The organism is Streptomyces sp. NPDC037301 (assembly GCF_055602785.1).
The window spans coordinates 1-15,927 of record NZ_JBVJWD010000092.1; the positions used below are offsets into that span (position 1 = coordinate 1).

General features: G+C 66.8%; 9 protein-coding genes and 8 pseudogenes. 9 read left to right on the top strand and 8 right to left on the bottom strand.

The genetic code is table 11. The features are described from left to right. Positions 1 to 157 precede the first annotated feature (157 nt). Entirely contained in the window at positions 158 to 619 is a 462-nt protein-coding gene (locus ACZ7IB_RS46790; RefSeq protein WP_470921313.1) for a DUF6174 domain-containing protein, read from the top strand. A gap of 271 nt (positions 620 to 890) precedes the next feature. Then, a protein-coding gene (locus ACZ7IB_RS46795) for an IS630 family transposase (RefSeq protein ID WP_470921315.1) occupies positions 891 to 1,954 on the top strand; the annotation gives its coding sequence in 2 pieces (ribosomal slippage) (positions 891 to 1,338 and positions 1,338 to 1,954; 1,065 coding nt in all). 66 nt (positions 1,955 to 2,020) lie between these two features. Here ACZ7IB_RS46795 and ACZ7IB_RS46800 read toward each other — a convergent pair. Further along, positions 2,021 to 3,444 (bottom strand): annotated as a pseudogene (locus ACZ7IB_RS46800) (IS701 family transposase). A gap of 79 nt (positions 3,445 to 3,523) precedes the next feature. Then, positions 3,524 to 3,985, bottom strand: a complete 462-nt coding sequence (locus tag ACZ7IB_RS46805; RefSeq protein ID WP_470921316.1) for a MarR family winged helix-turn-helix transcriptional regulator — start codon at positions 3,983 to 3,985, stop codon at positions 3,524 to 3,526. Positions 3,986 to 4,486: 501 nt separating this feature from the next. Between ACZ7IB_RS46805 and ACZ7IB_RS46810 the strand changes: the two are divergent. Further along, positions 4,487 to 5,273 (top strand): annotated as a pseudogene (locus tag ACZ7IB_RS46810) (4-hydroxyphenylacetate 3-hydroxylase C-terminal domain-containing protein); the annotation flags it as partial. A gap of 210 nt (positions 5,274 to 5,483) precedes the next feature. Next, on the top strand, positions 5,484 to 7,781 hold the full coding sequence (locus ACZ7IB_RS46815) for an ATP-binding cassette domain-containing protein (RefSeq protein WP_470921318.1): 2,298 nt from the start codon (positions 5,484 to 5,486) through the stop codon (positions 7,779 to 7,781). A 185-nt stretch (positions 7,782 to 7,966) separates the two neighbouring features. Here ACZ7IB_RS46815 and ACZ7IB_RS46820 read toward each other — a convergent pair. Further along, positions 7,967 to 8,470: pseudogene (locus ACZ7IB_RS46820) on the bottom strand (transposase); the annotation flags it as partial. 301 nt (positions 8,471 to 8,771) lie between these two features. Between ACZ7IB_RS46820 and ACZ7IB_RS46825 the strand changes: the two are divergent. Both ACZ7IB_RS46825 and ACZ7IB_RS46830 read left to right on the top strand, forming a co-directional pair. Beyond that, a pseudogene (locus tag ACZ7IB_RS46825) lies at positions 8,772 to 10,001 on the top strand (amidase); the annotation flags it as partial. A 242-nt stretch (positions 10,002 to 10,243) separates the two neighbouring features. Further along, positions 10,244 to 11,482: pseudogene (locus ACZ7IB_RS46830) on the top strand (IS4 family transposase). Positions 11,483 to 11,685: 203 nt separating this feature from the next. Here ACZ7IB_RS46830 and ACZ7IB_RS46835 read toward each other — a convergent pair. The 4 genes and pseudogenes from ACZ7IB_RS46835 to ACZ7IB_RS46850 all read right to left on the bottom strand — a co-directional run. Further along, positions 11,686 to 11,827 (bottom strand): annotated as a pseudogene (locus ACZ7IB_RS46835) (beta-galactosidase); the annotation flags it as partial. Positions 11,828 to 11,870: 43 nt separating this feature from the next. Next, the gene (locus ACZ7IB_RS46840; RefSeq protein ID WP_470921322.1) at positions 11,871 to 13,022 is read right to left on the bottom strand and encodes an MFS transporter; all 1,152 of its coding nucleotides are present in this window, start codon (positions 13,020 to 13,022) and stop codon (positions 11,871 to 11,873) included. Between the two features lie 56 nt (positions 13,023 to 13,078). Beyond that, positions 13,079 to 13,267, bottom strand: a complete 189-nt coding sequence (locus ACZ7IB_RS46845; protein WP_470921319.1) for a GMC oxidoreductase — start codon at positions 13,265 to 13,267, stop codon at positions 13,079 to 13,081. A 45-nt stretch (positions 13,268 to 13,312) separates the two neighbouring features. Next, on the bottom strand, positions 13,313 to 13,537 hold the full coding sequence (locus tag ACZ7IB_RS46850; protein WP_470921320.1) for a hypothetical protein: 225 nt from the start codon (positions 13,535 to 13,537) through the stop codon (positions 13,313 to 13,315). A gap of 111 nt (positions 13,538 to 13,648) precedes the next feature. Here ACZ7IB_RS46850 and ACZ7IB_RS46855 point away from each other — a divergent pair. The 3 genes and pseudogenes from ACZ7IB_RS46855 to ACZ7IB_RS46865 all read left to right on the top strand — a co-directional run. Continuing rightward, positions 13,649 to 13,819, top strand: a pseudogene (locus tag ACZ7IB_RS46855) (DUF4097 family beta strand repeat-containing protein); the annotation flags it as partial. Positions 13,820 to 13,902: 83 nt separating this feature from the next. Continuing rightward, a pseudogene (locus tag ACZ7IB_RS46860) lies at positions 13,903 to 14,202 on the top strand (ATP-binding cassette domain-containing protein); the annotation flags it as partial. 149 nt (positions 14,203 to 14,351) lie between these two features. Continuing rightward, on the top strand, positions 14,352 to 14,918 hold the full coding sequence (locus ACZ7IB_RS46865) for a hypothetical protein (RefSeq protein ID WP_470921323.1): 567 nt from the start codon (positions 14,352 to 14,354) through the stop codon (positions 14,916 to 14,918). On the opposite strand, the gene ACZ7IB_RS46870 is transcribed toward ACZ7IB_RS46865, so the two are convergent. Beyond that, on the bottom strand, positions 14,898 to 15,425 hold the full coding sequence (locus ACZ7IB_RS46870) for a GNAT family N-acetyltransferase (RefSeq protein WP_470921321.1): 528 nt from the start codon (positions 15,423 to 15,425) through the stop codon (positions 14,898 to 14,900). The genes ACZ7IB_RS46865 and ACZ7IB_RS46870 overlap by 21 nt on opposite strands. Positions 15,426 to 15,927: the final 502 nt, after the last annotated feature.

A 15,927-nucleotide genomic window follows, 5' to 3' on the forward strand; every position in this document is an offset into this window, starting at 1 on the left:
TCACACTGGAGACGGCAGCACCAGGCCATCGCCAACGAACACCACCGCAGACGCCGCAACCTCGAACTCGCCCTGAACTACAACTGAAGGGTTAGGCAGGAACCGAATCAATGGCGACATCGTCGAAGGGGCAATTGAGCTACTGAAAGGCCTGACCGTGACGAAATCCAGCACGTATCTGCTCGCCGCATCCGCTGCGCTTGCCCTCGCCGTGGTCGGCTGCGACGCAAAATCCACACCGGCCGCTGCCGGAGGCGGTGCCAAGGCAAAGGGAGCACGATGGTCCGAACCAGATCGGTATTCTTTCCGGCTCCTCTCCGAGTCCGGAGAGCGGGGCGGCCTTGGAAAGTACCGGATCACCGTGGGAAACGGGAAGGTCATCAAGGCGATCGGCCTCGACGAGCCGGCCCGGCGTACCGTCAAGGAGAATCCGCAGGATGTCCCGACGCTTGGCAGTCTCCTCACTGTTGTCCAGAAGGCCCGTGCAGGGCAGGCTGATGTCGCGGAGGCGGTATTTGCCGCAGATGGACACCCCACTGAGATTCACATCGATTGGCTGGCGAATGCCATCGATGACGAGGCCGACTACCTCATCACCGAATACCGCGAACTCCCCTGACCGGCGCGCCCCCAAACGTCCAGGTCTGCAGCGCCGGGGCCGCACGGGCAGGCCATCACCGCCGAGGTCAGCGACCGGGAGGCGTCCTGGCGTGAGCAGGCCCTGAATGTGGAGGAAGCCCTCGAGGCAGCGAACAACGAGGTCCTCGCCCAGCGCGTCCACATCGGCGACCTCCTCGGGCCTTCAGGCGCGCAGGCAGCTACTGAACTTGATTGGGTGATGTCGGGCCGTTCGCCTGACATCGGCTGAGTCGGGTCGGTAGCTGTGGGGTGTGAGATACGCGCAGGGCGGCGGTTTGACCGATGCCAAGAGGGCTGCAAGAGAGCGGATCCGGCTGGAAGCGGTCGGTCGCTTCGAGAGCGGCGCGAAGAACCGGGAGATCGCGGCCGCGCTGCGGGTTAGCGAGCGGTCGGTGGAGCGCTGGCGCCGTCAGTGGCGTGAGCGGGGTGAAGAGGCTGTCCGGTCGAAGGGATCGCCAGGGCGTCCGAGGCTTTCGGCAGACCAAATTGCCAAACTGGAGCGGGAGTTGGAGCGCGGCCCGCTCGCCCATGGCTGGGTTGACCAGCGGTGGACACTGGCCCGGGTGAAGACTCTGATCGGACGGTTGTTCCACGTCGGCTACACGGTGGAGGGGACATGGCGGCTGCTGAAGCGCCATGGCTGGTCGTGGCAGCAGCCGGCCCGCCGGGCGATCGAACGTGACGACGGAGCTGTGGAGTTGTGGAAGAAGGAGGTGTGGCCGCAGGTAAAAGCACGGCGGCGGCCCGCGGGGCCTGGATCGTCTGTGAGGACGAGGCCAGCCAGTCGCTGAGGCCGCCACGCGCGAGGTCCTGGGGCCGCATCGGCCAGACGCCGGTCGTCCGCGTCCGGGGCAGGGGTTCCGGACGGGTTTCGATGGCGGGAATGGTCTGCTTCCGACGCGGAGACCGGTCGAGGCTGATCTACAGCTTTCGCGTCCACCGGGGCCGCAAGGGCGAACCCAAGGGATTCACCTGGCAGGACTACCGCGACCTCATCGTGCGGGCCCACAACCAGCTCAAAGGCCCCATCGTCCTGGTCTGGGACAACCTGCGCACCCATCTCATGCCGCAGATGAACGACTTCATCGCTGCGAACGAGGACTGGCTGACCGTCTTCCATTTCCCGTCCTACGCACCCGACCTCAACCCGCAGGAGGGCATCTGGTCACTGGTGAAACGGACGATCGGCAACCTCGCCGCCGCGAACCTCGACCAGCTCGCCGCCGCCGTGAAGCGCAGCCTCAAGAAGACCCAGTACCGACCGCATCTCATCGACGGCTGCCTCATAGGCACCGGCCTGACCTTGACCAGCTGACACGATCAGGCCGACATCACACATTCAAGTTCAGTAGCGGTGGTTTGTTAGACCGGGGAGTAGAGATCAAGTGGGTGGCCTGCTCCGACGGCGCTGATCAGGGCTTGGAGTTCGGGTGGCGGGGGTGCGTTGCTCCAGGCTCGCCAGCAACGTTGGAGGGTGGTCCAGGGGTCGAGCCAGGCCCGGACGGCGCGAATCGCCTGTGGCCAGCTTGCTGGTTGGGGCTGGTGGGGTTTGCTTGGGCCCCCTCTCAGCCGGTTCGGCCGGTGTCGCCGCCGACGGGGCCGCTGGGGCGACGATGGGTTCCGGGTCCGGAGGCTGAGTGAACCAGGTGTCCCAGCAGAACGAGAACGCGCAGGTGACCAGTGTCTGGTGGCGGCGGATGGCGGTATCGGAACGGACTTGGAAGTCGGCCCACCCGAGTTCGCCCTTGACCTGTTTGTAGCTCTGCTCGATCCAGTGTCGGATGCCGTAGATCCGGACGACTTCGTGCAGCCCGGCGGCCGGTTCGGGGCTGTCGGCCTCGCGGGGACCGCCGGGGCGGGGCAGGTCGGTGGCCAGGTACCAGGTGGCTTGCGGGGGCAGCGTGGCCGGGTCGGTGGTGGCCACGACCAGGCGGACGTTCCCGTCGGGTCCCCACCAGCCGAGGCGGGCGTCGGCGGCCCACCAGGTCTCGGTGTGCCCGTCACGGAAGGTTCGCTCGACGGCGGTCCAGTCACCCGGATGCTCGGGGTCCGTCCAGGTCAAGGCGCGGGCGGCATCGACGGGAGTGTAGGCGTCCTTGCCGTAGGCCCAGGTGCCGTGGCTCGGTTTGAGAGCCATGACGAACGGAAGCCCTGCCGAGGCGAGTTGTCTGCGGAAGCCGTCCTGGTCGCCGTAGGCACAGTCGGCGGCCACGGCCCGGAAGGCCACCCCGGCAGCCTTCGCGGTGCGGGCCAGCTCTGCGGCGATCTGCAGCTTGGTGCGGAAGCCGGGGTCGCTCTTGCCCTTGGGGAAGTGATGGGCGGGGCTGTAGGGCACGGCTTGCAGCGGGTAGTAGAGGTTCTCATCGGCCCAGCAGGTGGTCACGGTGACGATCCGTTGTCGGTCTTGCCCAGCCGGCCCAGCCACTGCCGTCCGATGTGCGCGGTCGCCTTCCCGTCCTTGCGGTCCCCGGAATCGTCGATCACCAGCACCCCGCCCGGGTGCGGCGCGGTCGCGGGATCGGCCAGCAGCAGTTCCACCCTGCGGGCGTTGACCCGCTCGTGGTCCCAGGTCGACTCGGACAGGAAGAACTGCAGCCGCTGCACCGAGGGGTGCTGGGCCCCGACGACGGGTTCGGTGCCGGCCAGGCAGGTCAGCGTCTTGTTGCGGTCCCGCGGCAGCAGCAGCCCAGTCAGGTACTCGCGGAACCCACGGCGCTGTGCCAGTGTGGAGAACAGGTCATCGAAGCGTGCGGCGTAGGCTTCCAGCGGGCCCGGTGCGGGCGGACACGGCAGACGACGGGTCATCACAAGCCCCCAGGCGGCGAGGCAACGTTCCTCTGCTACCGGCCTACTACAGCCCTGACCCGCAGTCAACAAACCACCGCTAGTGCAGCAGGACATCGATCGAGGCGGCGACTTTCTGGCACATTTCCGTGAACAAGGCCTGCTCGCCGGGCGAGAGCACCTCTGCAGCGGCGTGAACGTTCTCCCGTCGGCTGCGCGCCGCACTCGCCAGGAAGGCGTGGCCCTTCGGAGTCAGCGAGGTCGCATGTTCCCTCTTGTCCTCGCCGAGTGCTGCCTGCTGGATGAGCTCGAGGTCTTTCAGGACGCGCAGCGCCTTGGACGCGGTCTGCCGTGACACCCCCAGGGACTCGCTGAGCCGCGATGGGTTCATGGCGCCGCGGATACGGAGCATCTCCAGTACGTCGTACTGCTGCCAGTTGATGCCCTCGGGGTTGGTCGCGGTGCGCCGGGCGACCAGCACGCACTGCAGATGGGACAGTGCGTCCTCCAGCTCGGAGGGCGGGCTGAGCTGCTGTGCGCGGACGGCGTGTACGTCCGTCATCGGTGAGCTCCTTTTCGAGGCGGACACGGAGAACCGGGGCCGCTGCAATATCCAATGCACCCCTGCTTGATTTCCGCATGGAAATGATGCAAGCATAGCCGCCTTCTGCGCAAAGAAACGGCCACCCCTGTCGGGGGTAGCCGTCCCTTTGCCGTACCGGGGCATGTGCCTACCCCGTTGCTGCCCGCAGGGCCGCCCCGTGGCGGGATGCCTGCTGCATCAGGGCGAGGAACAGCTCGGCGCCAGAGCGGCCGAGAACGGACTCCGGATGGACTGCATCCCTGCGGCGCCAGGCCCTCGCAGAGCGAGCACCTCGTCCGTGCCCGGCTGCCGGCAGAGCTCCACTCCGGCCTGGTGCAGGGCCTCGATCGGGCCGCCGTCGGTGCGTACGGAGAAGGATTTGTAGAAGCCGGCGGTCACCGGGCGGTCGAACGCTTCGATCGGGCGACCGCTCGGCTTCTTCCGCAGCGCATTCCCGATACTGACCGCAGAGGGCATGGGGACCGTTATCGTCCTGCGGACAGCAACGACGTCTTCGTCCATGTGGAGCAGGAGCGGGACGACGGCCTGATCGTCAGCGGCGCCAAAGTCTTCGCGACGGGCCCAGCGATCACCCACCACAACTTCATCGCCCACTACGGGCTGCCAGTGCAGATGCGCGAGTACGCGCTGGTGTGCACCCTCCCGATGGACGCCCCCGTAGTGAAGCTGATCTGCCACCCCTCGTACGGGATGATGGTCAACTCCACGGGCAGCCCCCGTTCGACTGCCCGCTGTCGAGCTGGATGGACGAGAACGACACCATCTTCATCCTCGACCGGGTCAAGGTCCCCGGGAGAATGTCTTCGTCTGCGGCGACACCGCCAAGGCCGGCACCTTCCTGAACGCCTCCGGCTTCACCCGCCGGCTCACCTTCCACGGCATCACCCGCCTCGGCGTCAAACTCGACTTCCTCGCAGGCTTGTTGCTCAAGGAAGTCGAAGCCGTCGGCACCAAGGACTTCCCCGGTATCCAGACCCGCATCGGCAAGGTCCTCGCCTGGCGCAACATGTTCTGGGGCCTCGGCGACGCCATGGCGCAGAACCCCGACCCCTGGCACAACGGGGCGCTGCTGCCCAACCTCGACTATGGCATGGCATACCGATGGTTTATGACGATCGGCTACCCGCGGATCCGCGAGATCCTCCAGCAGGACCTCAGCAGCGCGCTGATCTACGTCAACCCCCATGCCAAGAACTTCCAGCAGCCCGAACTGCGACCGCTGCTCGACAAGTGCGTGCGCGGCTCGAACTCCTGCCGGCACAGCAGAGCTCTGGGCTCGTCGACGCATACAAGGGCTTTGCCGAGGAGTGCACGTACGTCCACATGGGGGAACGACCTCCAAGAGTCGGGCCGGTGATCAATGCCGAACGATGCCTAGCCTATGATTGCCGTACGGAAATCAATTGGCGTAGGGTGACGACAGCGGAGCCATTGCGGCGGGCGGAGGATGCGGAGCATGGCAGGTCTGGGAAACGCGCGATTCGGCGGCGATATCGTTCTCGGCGGCGCCCGGGAGAACAACCTCAAGAACATCTCGCTGACCGTCCCCAAGGGAAAACTCACCGTCTTCACCGGTGTATCCGGCTCCGGAAAATCCTCGATCGTCTTCTCCACGATCGCGGTCGAGTCCCAGCGCCAGCTCAACGAGACATTCCCCTGGTACGTACGAAACCGGCTCGCCCGGTACGAGCGGCCACGCGCCGAAGTGATGGAAAACCTCTCCACCGCGATCGTGGTCGACCAGAAGCCCATCGGCGGCAACTCACGCTCGACCGTCGGCACCATGACCGAGATCCACCCTATTCTGCGGGTGCTGTTCTCACGGCACGGAAAACCCAGCGCCGGACCGTCGAACCTGTACTCCTTCAACGATCCGCACGGCATGTGCGGGACCTGCGAGGGACTGGGCCGCACCACCACCGTGGACCTGGACCGGCTGCTCGACGAAAGCAAGACCCTGAACGAGGGCGCCATCAACTGCCCCTCGTTCGCGGTCGGTACCGCCCAGTGGCAGCTGTACGCGGAATCGGGTCTCTTCGACCCCGACACGCCGCTGGCCCGCTTCACCGACCAGGAGCGCGAACTCTTCCTGCACGGCGGTGGGTTCCGCGTCGACCGCCGCAGCCGGCACAGCGTCTACAAGAACAAGTACGAGGGAGTCGTCACCCGCTTCACCCGCCGCTACCTCAAGCGCGACGGACAGACCCTGAGCGACCGCGACCGCGAGGCCGTCGCCCGGGTCGTCACCGAGGGCCCCTGCCCGGAATGCGGGGGCGCCAGGCTCAACGCGGCGGCCCGGCGCTCGAAGATCGGAACGCACAGCATCGCCGACTACACGGCAATGGAGATCGGCGAGCTCATCGAGGTGCTCACCACCATCGACGACCCCGTCGCCAAGCCTGTGGCGACAGCGGCCCTCGCCGTATTGCGCCGCATCAAGGCAGTGGGCCTCAGCTACCTCAGCCTGGACCGCGAGACCTCCACCGTGTCAGGCGGAGAGGGGCAGCGACTGAAGATCGTGCGTCACCTCGGCAGCAGCCTTACCGACGTGACATACATCTTCGACGAACCCAGCGTCGGACTGCACCCTCGCGACGTGCACCGGCTCAACGAGCTGCTCCTGGCCCTGCGGGACAAGGGCAACACCGTCCTGGTCGTCGAGCATGACCAGGAGGTCATCGCCATCGCCGACCACGTCATCGACATGGGCCCGGGCGCCGGCCCCCACGGCGGCGAGGTCGTCTTCGAAGGCACGGTCGCGGAACTGCGCACCTCCGACTCCCTCACCGGGCAGCGCCTCAGCGCAGTGTCCGGGCTTAACCAGGCACCTCGCACCCCCACCGGCACCTTCACCATCACCGGGGCCGATCTGCACAACCTCAAGGACATCACCGTCGACATCCCGGCCGGTGTACTCACCGCCGTCACCGGCGTCGCCGGATCGGGCAAGAGCACTCTGGTCTCCAGCGTCCTCGCCGCCCAGCAGCCCGACGCGATCATCGTGGACCAGTCGGCGATCGGCATCTCGTCGCGCTCTACGCCAGCCACCTACATCGACATCATGGACACCATCCGCAAACTGTTCGCCCGGACCAACGGGGTCGACGCCGGGATGTTCAGCTTCAACTCCACCGGCGGCTGCCTCGCATGCAAGGGCCGCGGCCTCATCGACAACGACCTCGCGTTCCTGGACCCGGTCACCACAGTCTGTGAGGTCTGCGAGGGCCAGCGCTACCGGCACGAAGTCCTCGACTACCGCCTCGACGGCCACGACATCGTGCAGACTCTGAGCCTCACCGTCGAGGAGGCACTCGACCACTTCACCGAACGCACGGTGCTGCGCAAGCTCGCCATGCTCCGCGAAGTCGGCCTTCCCTACCTCACCCTCGGACAACCGCTGTCCACACTGTCCGGCGGCGAACGACAACGACTCAAACTCGCCGACCGGCTGCGCGAGACGGGCAGTCTCTACATCTTCGACGAGCCGACGACCGGCCTGCACATGGCGGACGTCGAGTCACTGCTCGCCCTCCTCGACCGGCTCGCCGACGGCGGCAACACCGTAATCGTGATCGAACACGACCTAGACGTGATCAAGCACGCCGACTGGGTCATCGACCTCGGCCCCGAAGCCGGCCGACACGGCGGCCACATCATCTTCGAAGGCACACCGGAACAACTGAGCGCCACCCAGGGCTCGTTCACCGCCGAGTACCTCCGGAAACACCTCGCGCGGGCCGCCGCACAGCACTAACTTCGATCGTTCATGAGTCCTCGTCAGTTCGATGACGGGGACTCTGCGCTTGCGACGTGCGGTCTTTTGGGGGCCATGGCAGGTTGAGGGCCCGGTTGTCGCGTCGGGTGGTGCGGCTTGTCGAGACGGTCGAAGTGGCTGGTCAGCCCGGGTTCGGCATGCTCTGCAGCCGGTCGATTGCGTCGGTGATGCTTCTTCCAGGTCGGGGTGGCGTCCTGCTTCTCGGAGTGCGCGAGCACCAGCACGCCGTCGATGTCCACGATCACCCGGCCGTCGGCGACCGGACTGGCCGCACCGGCAAACTCCCAGACCCGCTGCCGTGCTTCGGCACGGGCAGAACGGATCGCTGTCAGGGCTTTCGGGCCGGCCGCGGCGAGGGTGTCGACCAGGCGGGAGACGGTCGGGTCGGAGGCCACCGGACCGAACACCTGCGGCTCGGCCCGCAGCATCGCCACGTCCGCCAAACAGTCCCCGCCCAGCGCGACCGCCAGCGCCACATCGAGGAGGACCTTGCCCGGATCATGCACGGCCCTCGGTTTGCGCCACGGCGCCGCTCCCCCCGATATCGCGCCGTCCAGGCTGAACTTTCGGACCGTCTCCACCAGCGGCACGGCCCCGGCCTGCGAAACCACCTCGCCACCACAACCCTCGACGCGGACACGTGGGTAGGACCCGATACGCTTGTTCACCTGAGAAGTGCTTCTTTCCACGCGACGACCAGGCCTTAGGCAAGCCCTATCGTTGCAGGTCAGGAACACTTCTCGCGTTTGCGATCAAGCCTCGGACAGGCCGCTTCGTGAAAGCCCGAGGCCAATGAGACTCACTGGTCAGCCTGCTCAACCCTTGGACGACAGCAACCGGCACCTGACCTCTTCCGCGGTGTGGGCGGACGTCGTGGCAATGCGGCCATGACGTGGGGCGGGGAGGTTCACGTGGTCAACTCCACCGTGCCTGTCAGTCTCCGTCCAGGCGGAGGCAAAGCCGCCGCGCGTCGCCATCACCAGCCCCTACAACATCGCCGGGCTGCCCACGACCTGGGGCATGCCGCTACACCGGAACTACATGCCGGCCGAAGACGCGGTGCAGGTGTCGCGGCTCAAGGCCGCAGGCGCGGTGGTGCTCGGCAAGACCAATGTGCCCTTGGGGCTGCAAGATGTGCAGAGCTTCAACGAGATCTACGGCACCACCAATAACCCGTGGGATCACGGTCGCACGCCTGGTGGATCCTCCGGCGGATCAGCGGCGGCCCTGGCGTCCGGATTCGGCGCGCTGTCCATCGGCTCCGACATCGCCGGTTCGTTGCGCACCCCCGCACACTTCTGCGGTGTCTACGCACACAAGCCGACGCTCGGGCTGGCGGCGAACCGCGGTATGGTCCCGCCGCCCGCGCCGGCATTGCCGGCCGACCTTGACCTCGCCGTCGTCGGTCCGATGGCGCGCACTGCCCGCGACCTCACGCTCCTGCTCGACGTAATGGCCGGACCGGACCCGCTGACGCTCGGTGTGGCACACGACTTGACACTGCCGCCCGCGCGCCACGAGCGGCTCTGCGACTTCCGGGTCTTGCTCTTCGACAAGCATCCGCTCATTCCGACCGGGTCCGCTGTGCGGGCGGGCGTGAACCGGGTGGCCGACGCGCTTGTCGACGGCGGCGCCCGCGTCGAACGACACAGTCCGCTGCTGCCCGATCTGACCGAAGCCGCGATGCTCTACACGCAGTTGCTGTTCTCAAGCTCCGCTGCACGTTTTCCCGTCGAAGCGTACGAGCAGCTGCGGACCCGCGCCACAGGACTGAGCGCAGACGACCAGAGTCTCGATGCGGCGCGGCTACGCGGCATGGTCTTCAGCCACCGCGACTGGATCGAGGCGAACAGCCGTCGCGAGCTCCACCGCCACGGCTGGCGGCAGCTCTTCGCCGAATTCGACGCCGTGGTGTGTCCCATCACGCCCACTCCCGCGTTCCCCCACGACCACAACCCCGATCCGAGAGAACGCCGGATCGATATCGACGGCGTCGAGTACCCGTACTTCGACCAACTCGTCTGGGCCGGTCTGGCCACCATGCCCGGTCTACCCGCCACCGCCATACCAGCGGGCCGGTCCCCCGAGGGTCTGCCGGTGGGAGTGCAGCTCATCGGTCCGATGTTCGAGGACCGCACCCCGCTGCGGCTGGCCGAACTGCTCGAGCAGAAGATCAGCGGCTTCCAGGCACCGAAGTAGCGCGTACTACCTGGGTGGCCGTCGAGGACGAGGGGTCATCTGGCGGCGGGTGCTGACCGGCAGCCCTTCCGCTGGGCTCCCGGATCAATCAGGATCCGACTACCGCAGGCAGGGCGAGGTCTTCCTCGCTCAACCCGATCGGTCGTATGGGGACAATCAGTAACACCTCACCACCCCAACCGAAACGGCGAGGTTAAGTCCAATACCGGCGGCTCAAGGGCAATCCGGTCGTTGTTGTCGGTGTGCCAAGAGCGGGTCAGCTGAAGTCATCTGGTGAGCGACTGTCGGACCGGGTCGCGGTCGGGGTGTTGACACAGGCGTTTCGTCGGTCGCTTGTGGACGAGGCATGGGAGGAGACGGGCCGGGTACAGCAGAGGAACCGGCTGTTGTCGGCCCGGCTGGTGGTCTACTTCGTGTTGGCGATGTGCTTGTTCTCGGGGCAGAGCTATGAAGAGGTCGCCCGACTGCTGACAGCGGGTTTGCGGGGTGCGAGGCGTTGGCGTGCGTCGTGGGCGGTACCCAGTACCGCTGCGATCTGGAAAGCCAGGTCCCGGTTGGGTGTGGCGCCTCTGCGGCAGCTGTTCGCGCGGGTGTGCCGTCGGGTCGCCACACCGGACACTCAGGGCGCCTTCTACCGCGACTGGCGGCTGACCGCGATCGACGGCACCACGTTCGGCCTGCCTGGCACGAAGGCGAACGTGGAGGCGTTCGGCCGTCCGCCCCGATCCGGTCGGGGTGAACAGAACGTCGGCTGCCCGCAGTTGCGCATGGTCGGCCTGGTGGAAATGCGGCACCCATGCCATCTTCGACGCTGCGACCGGAGCCCTGCGCACCGGAGAGCAGACTCTGGCCCGGGCAGTCCTGGCGTCTCTGCGGCCGGGGATGCTACTGCTGGCCGACCGTGGCTTCTACGGCGTGGACCTGTGGAGCAAAGCCGCGGCAACTGGGGCGGACCTGTTGTGGCGAGTCCGCAAAGACCTTGTGCTGCCGGTAGTTGAGCAGCTGTCGGACGGCTCCTACCTCACCGAGATCTCCGACCGGAGCGACATCCACCACACCCGTCGCGGGGTACCGCCCCGGTACGCGCGGTGGAGTACACCATCGCCGGCCACGAGGGCGTCTACCCGCTCCTCACCCCGATCCTCGACCCGGACAAAGCCCCAGCCGCGGAACTGGCCGCCCTCTACGCCCAGCGATGGGAGTTCGAGTCCACCCTCGACGAAATCAAAACCCACCTCGGCGGGCCACGCCTGATCCTGCGTTCGCAGCACCCTGACGGAGCCGAGCAGGAACTCTACGGCTTCCTGCTCGTCCACCACGCCATCCGACACCTGATGCACCAAGCCGCGCGACAAGCCGACCAGGACCCCGACCGGATCTCCTTCACCCGCACACTGCGCGTCGTGCGCCGCCAGATCACCGACCGGGCGGCGTTTTCCCCCCGGCAGACTCACCCGCGCAATCAAAGCCACCCACGCTGAACTCCTCGAACGACTCCTGCCACCACGACGCCGCCGGGCCAACCCCCCGCGTCATCAAACGCAAAGTCGCCAGCTGGCCCCTCAAACGCTTCACCCACCGCGTTGCAGACCCTCCACGCGCCCGGGCCATCACCATCGTTGGCGCCACCAACCCCAAACGGGTCAAGCGAACATAAAAACGCCCTTAAGTTACCGGTATTGAGGTTAAGTCCCATGAGTCGGGCCTTGCTCAGTCAGTCGGCCCTGGTCGGGGTGGATGCGGAAGTAGTGCATCGCGCCGGAGATGATCCTGAACGGCTCGCCGTTCAGGAGGAAACCGTCGGATGACGTGGTCAGAATGGGCACGTAGAGCTTCCCTTCGGCCGTGGCTGGGTGAGCGGGTCCCACGTCAGTGGATCGTGGTGGTGCGCGTGGCGCGGATTAGCCAGAGGGTCGCCGCGAGGCAGAGGACCGAGATGCCGCCCAGCAGCAGCGGAACCGTGCGGATGCCGGACCACTCGATGGCCTTGCCGAGCGCGGGCCCGGCCACCACACCACCGACCATCGACGCGGCGATCACCAGGGCTCCGGCTCGCCGGGCCTGCGGTGCGGACTTGTTGAGCCACGGCAGACCGGTGGGGAAGATCGGTGCGATGAACAGGCCGACACCCGCATAGGCGTACGGGGCGAGCCCACGTATCGAGGCGAGCAGAAGGCAGACCGTCATTCCGGCACACGAGACCGTGATGATCGACTGGGCGGAGAAGCGCAGGGCGATCGGGGCGACCAGGAATCGGCCGACGGTCATCATCAGCCAATAGACGGAGGTGGCGGTCGCGGCGATCCCCGTCCCATATCCGACGGTTTCCAGGTGGGTGGGCTCCCAGCCACCGACACCGGCTTCGATGCCCACATGCAGGACGTAGAGCGTGACGAACACGGCCAGCACCGAACCCACGCTACGGCGGAGTACCTGCCCGCCGTCGTGCTGCACGTCGGCGGTGCCGCCCGGTTGCGAAACCTGGTTCCGTACGCCCTTCAAGCACAGCAGCAGCGGCAGGTTGGCCACCGCGAAGCCGAGGAAGACCGCCGGGTAGTGCGTGGCACCGACCGCGCCGATGAGCACCGGGCCGAGGATCGCACCGACGCCGAAGTGTGCGTTGAGGACGTTGAGCATCGCGGTTGAGCGGCGCCCGAAGCCGGCGGCGAACAGTTGGTTGAGGCCGTAGTCGATGCCGCCGAAGCCGAGCCCAGCGAGCAGGGCCATGGCCAGGCTGACAGGCCAGTTCGGTGCCAGCGCGAAGCCTGCCGCGCCGATGGCCATAAGGAGGTACGAGGAGCCGAGGATCTGCCGATTGCCGATCCGGCCGAAGAGCCGGTCGAACAGCAGCACACCGGCGACGCCACCGATGAAATGGGCGCTCAGCCCCAGCCCCGCAACCGACGGCGAGAGACCGAACTCCGCACGGAACGCCGGAATCGTGGGTCCGTACAGCGCCTGGAGCGCACCGATCAGCATGAAGCCGACACAGGACGCCACCACGGCGGCCGGACTGAACAGCGGAGTCACCGGCGCTTCCTGCGCCGAGGTGACGCGCTGTGCGGTTGGTTGGTCGGTCACGTGCTCTCCAGATGACGGCCCACGATCTCGTGGGCGAAGGACATGATCGTTCCCTGCGGGCTGATGCCCGGAGCACCCGGCAGTACGCTGGCGTCGCACAGGTGCAGGTTGGTGAAACCGTGAGGTCTGCCGAGTTCGTCGCAGACTCCGCCGCGTTCGGGCAGTGCCATAGGGCAGGTCGCCATGCCGTGCACGGATACCAGCTCCCAGTCGCCCGGACGGACGCGAGCTCAATAGTCCTCCGCGTCGGTCTCCGAAAGGAGGGGTTCGGCAGAACTCGTCGGCGGTAGCAACTCCGTGGCGCCTGCCGCGAACAGCAGCTTCGCCGTCCTGTGGAAGGCCAGACGCAGGGCGTGGTGATCGGCGTGGGTCAGGCCGTGGCGCAGCAGCGGTGTGCGGCCCGCCAGAGCGGCGATTCGGGCCACTCCCTGCATCCGCACCTGCGTGGTGTACATGCCCACATGGGCCCGTGCGGCCAGGTATGTGTCGACCTGGCGGGGCTCGCGGCCGGCCAGCGCGGCACCAAGGCCGCCCGGTGTCAGGTTGGACGGCATGACGAGCATGCCGAGTTCGGCATCCGCGAGGGCACCGCCGCCTGGCTCGACGTCAGCTCCGGCCACGGACAGGTACGCAACACGCTCACCGCGTCCGAGACCCCGGAGAAGACCGAGGACACCGTCAAGGTCCGCGCCCGCACCCGGCACGGCAACATCGACGTCCTCCGCGCCAAGGCCTGACCCACAGAAGAACCGGCCTCGACTCACCTACTCCCCCAGCCACTTCATCCTTCGAACGGGAGGGCCCCATGCCTTCTTTTGTCATGCCCACATCCAGGCGGGGCGACGGCCCGCAGTCGCCCCCCGCCGTCTCCACCGTCGGTCTGCGCAAGTCGTACGGCGACAAGACCGTCCTCGACGGCATCGATCTGCGCATCCCGGCCGGGTCCGTGTTCGCGCTGCTCGGGCCCAACGGCGCCGGCAAGACCACCGCCGTGAAGATCCTCTCCACCCTGATCAGTGCCGACGCCGGCGACATCCACGTCGGCGGCCACGACCTCGCCACCGACCCGCAGGCGGCCCGCTCCTCGATCGGGGTCACCGGACAGCTCTCCGCCGTCGACCCGCCTGCCGGGCCCGGGACGAGGACCGGACTGGCCTCCGAGCCGTCGGTGCGGGCTCTCGCGCAGCCGCGGTCAAGACGTTCCAGACCGAGCAGGGCCTCCAGGCGGACGATGTCGTCGGCCCCAACACCTGGAACGCACTGATCGCTGTGTCCACCAGCGCCAAGCCCGCCCCCGCCCGCAGGAACGCCAAGCCCAGCCCCAGCGGGTACTACTTGCAGTTCACCAAGAACTGGAAGAGCCTGACCTGGTCGAAGCTGTCCCTCGTCCGTGACAGCAAGGTCGTCAAGAGCTACCGAGCCGGATCCGGAATGGGAGTCACCAACGAGTGCGCCAGCGGGGCCTACCAGATCCAGGGACACCAGACCCACCGCAACAGCGGGATCAACACAGGGATCAAGGGGTACGCCATCCAGCTCGCCGACAAGACCTGCAAGCCGGAGCCCGGCCAGACGCCAGTCAAGCGCGAAGCCCTGTTCATCCGCAGCGAGATGCTCAGCGACGGCACTCAGGCCATCGACGTTCCGTTCATGGACGACGATCACTACCGGTGGGACGGCGACACCGACTACATGTCCTGGGGCTGCATCATCGCTGGCATGGCCGCGAACGCGGGGACGGCCAGCCGCCCGTCGGGGCGGCTGGCCGTCGAGGTAGGCAGCTGTCACGTCGCAGCGAGTCTGGAACCGGGCGGCTCAGCTGAGGTTGTCACTTGACGTGGAGTTGCGGATCATGCGCACGTTGGGCAGTCTTCCTCGCCAAATCTCTCGTTCACCCGTGGCCCTGAATCCATAGCGCTCGTAGAAGTGGACCGCGCGCTCGTTGTACTCGGTGACCCATAGGCGCATGGGTGTGCTTCCTGCCCAAGCCAGGAATTCGCTCATCATTCGCCCCCCGACACCTTCGCCCTGGGCCTCGTTCAGCAGATACATTGGCCCGAGGGTGACCACGTCATCCCGGCGGCCGCAGAGGAAACCGACGATCTCCGTATCGGAGCGGACGACACGGCAGAACAGCAGGTCCGGTCGTTGCTTCGCTGCCACAATGAACTCCCGCCACTGAGCGATCCCTTCCGCGGTAGCGGAGGAGCCTCGGTGCTCACGTATCCATCTCTCGTCTATCCCTGCCTCCTCGTTGGGATACGTCTGCAGCCAGGCCCTCAACTGCACGGGCCCCAGAGACTCGGCGTCCTCGGCGTGGGGGGCTTCGATCACGTGGGTCATAGCGGCCATCCTCGACGATGCCCCGCGAGCACCTCGCATTGTTTTCCTCGATCTGGTCGCTACCGGCAGAGGTCAGCTCGCTTTGGCGGGCTCCTCGGCTCGGGCTCGGGTGCTGGCGAGCCGCTGGTAGTGCAACCGTGTTTGGCGTGACGATGAGTCGTCGTGGTCGTTGTTCCTGTCATGGGAGGGTCAAAACCCGGTGAACAGCACCTCGTCCCGCTGAGCCTGCCCGAGATCCGCCGCCTGACCGCCCACCTCGCAGCACGTCTTCTTCCCCCGGTCGCCCAGATCCTGCACTGGTCCCACTGGCGACGACAAGCACAACACCGGGCACGCACCAGCCACTACAAACGACGAGGCCACAGCCCCTGAACCGAAACACCATCACGCCAAGCGCGGTTGCAGTACTAGTGCCGCATCAGGCAACGTTTGCCCTGTTGTGATGTGACGCGCCGTCCGGATGCTGTGGTGGACGGCGCGTGGGCGTCATTCTGTCCGGGTG

Excerpts from the sequence above, each read along its gene's own strand:
- ACZ7IB_RS46805 (WP_470921316.1), bottom strand. The coding sequence starts at position 3,985 with ATGACGGACGTACACGCCGTCCGCGCACAGCAGCTCAGCCCGCCCTCC.
- ACZ7IB_RS46815 (WP_470921318.1), top strand. The coding sequence starts at position 5,484 with ATGGCAGGTCTGGGAAACGCGCGATTCGGCGGCGATATCGTTCTCGGC.
- ACZ7IB_RS46845 (WP_470921319.1), bottom strand. The coding sequence starts at position 13,267 with ATGGCGACCTGCCCTATGGCACTGCCCGAACGCGGCGGAGTCTGCGAC.
- ACZ7IB_RS46850 (WP_470921320.1), bottom strand. The coding sequence starts at position 13,537 with ATGTACACCACGCAGGTGCGGATGCAGGGAGTGGCCCGAATCGCCGCT.
- ACZ7IB_RS46870 (WP_470921321.1), bottom strand. The coding sequence starts at position 15,425 with ATGACCCACGTGATCGAAGCCCCCCACGCCGAGGACGCCGAGTCTCTG.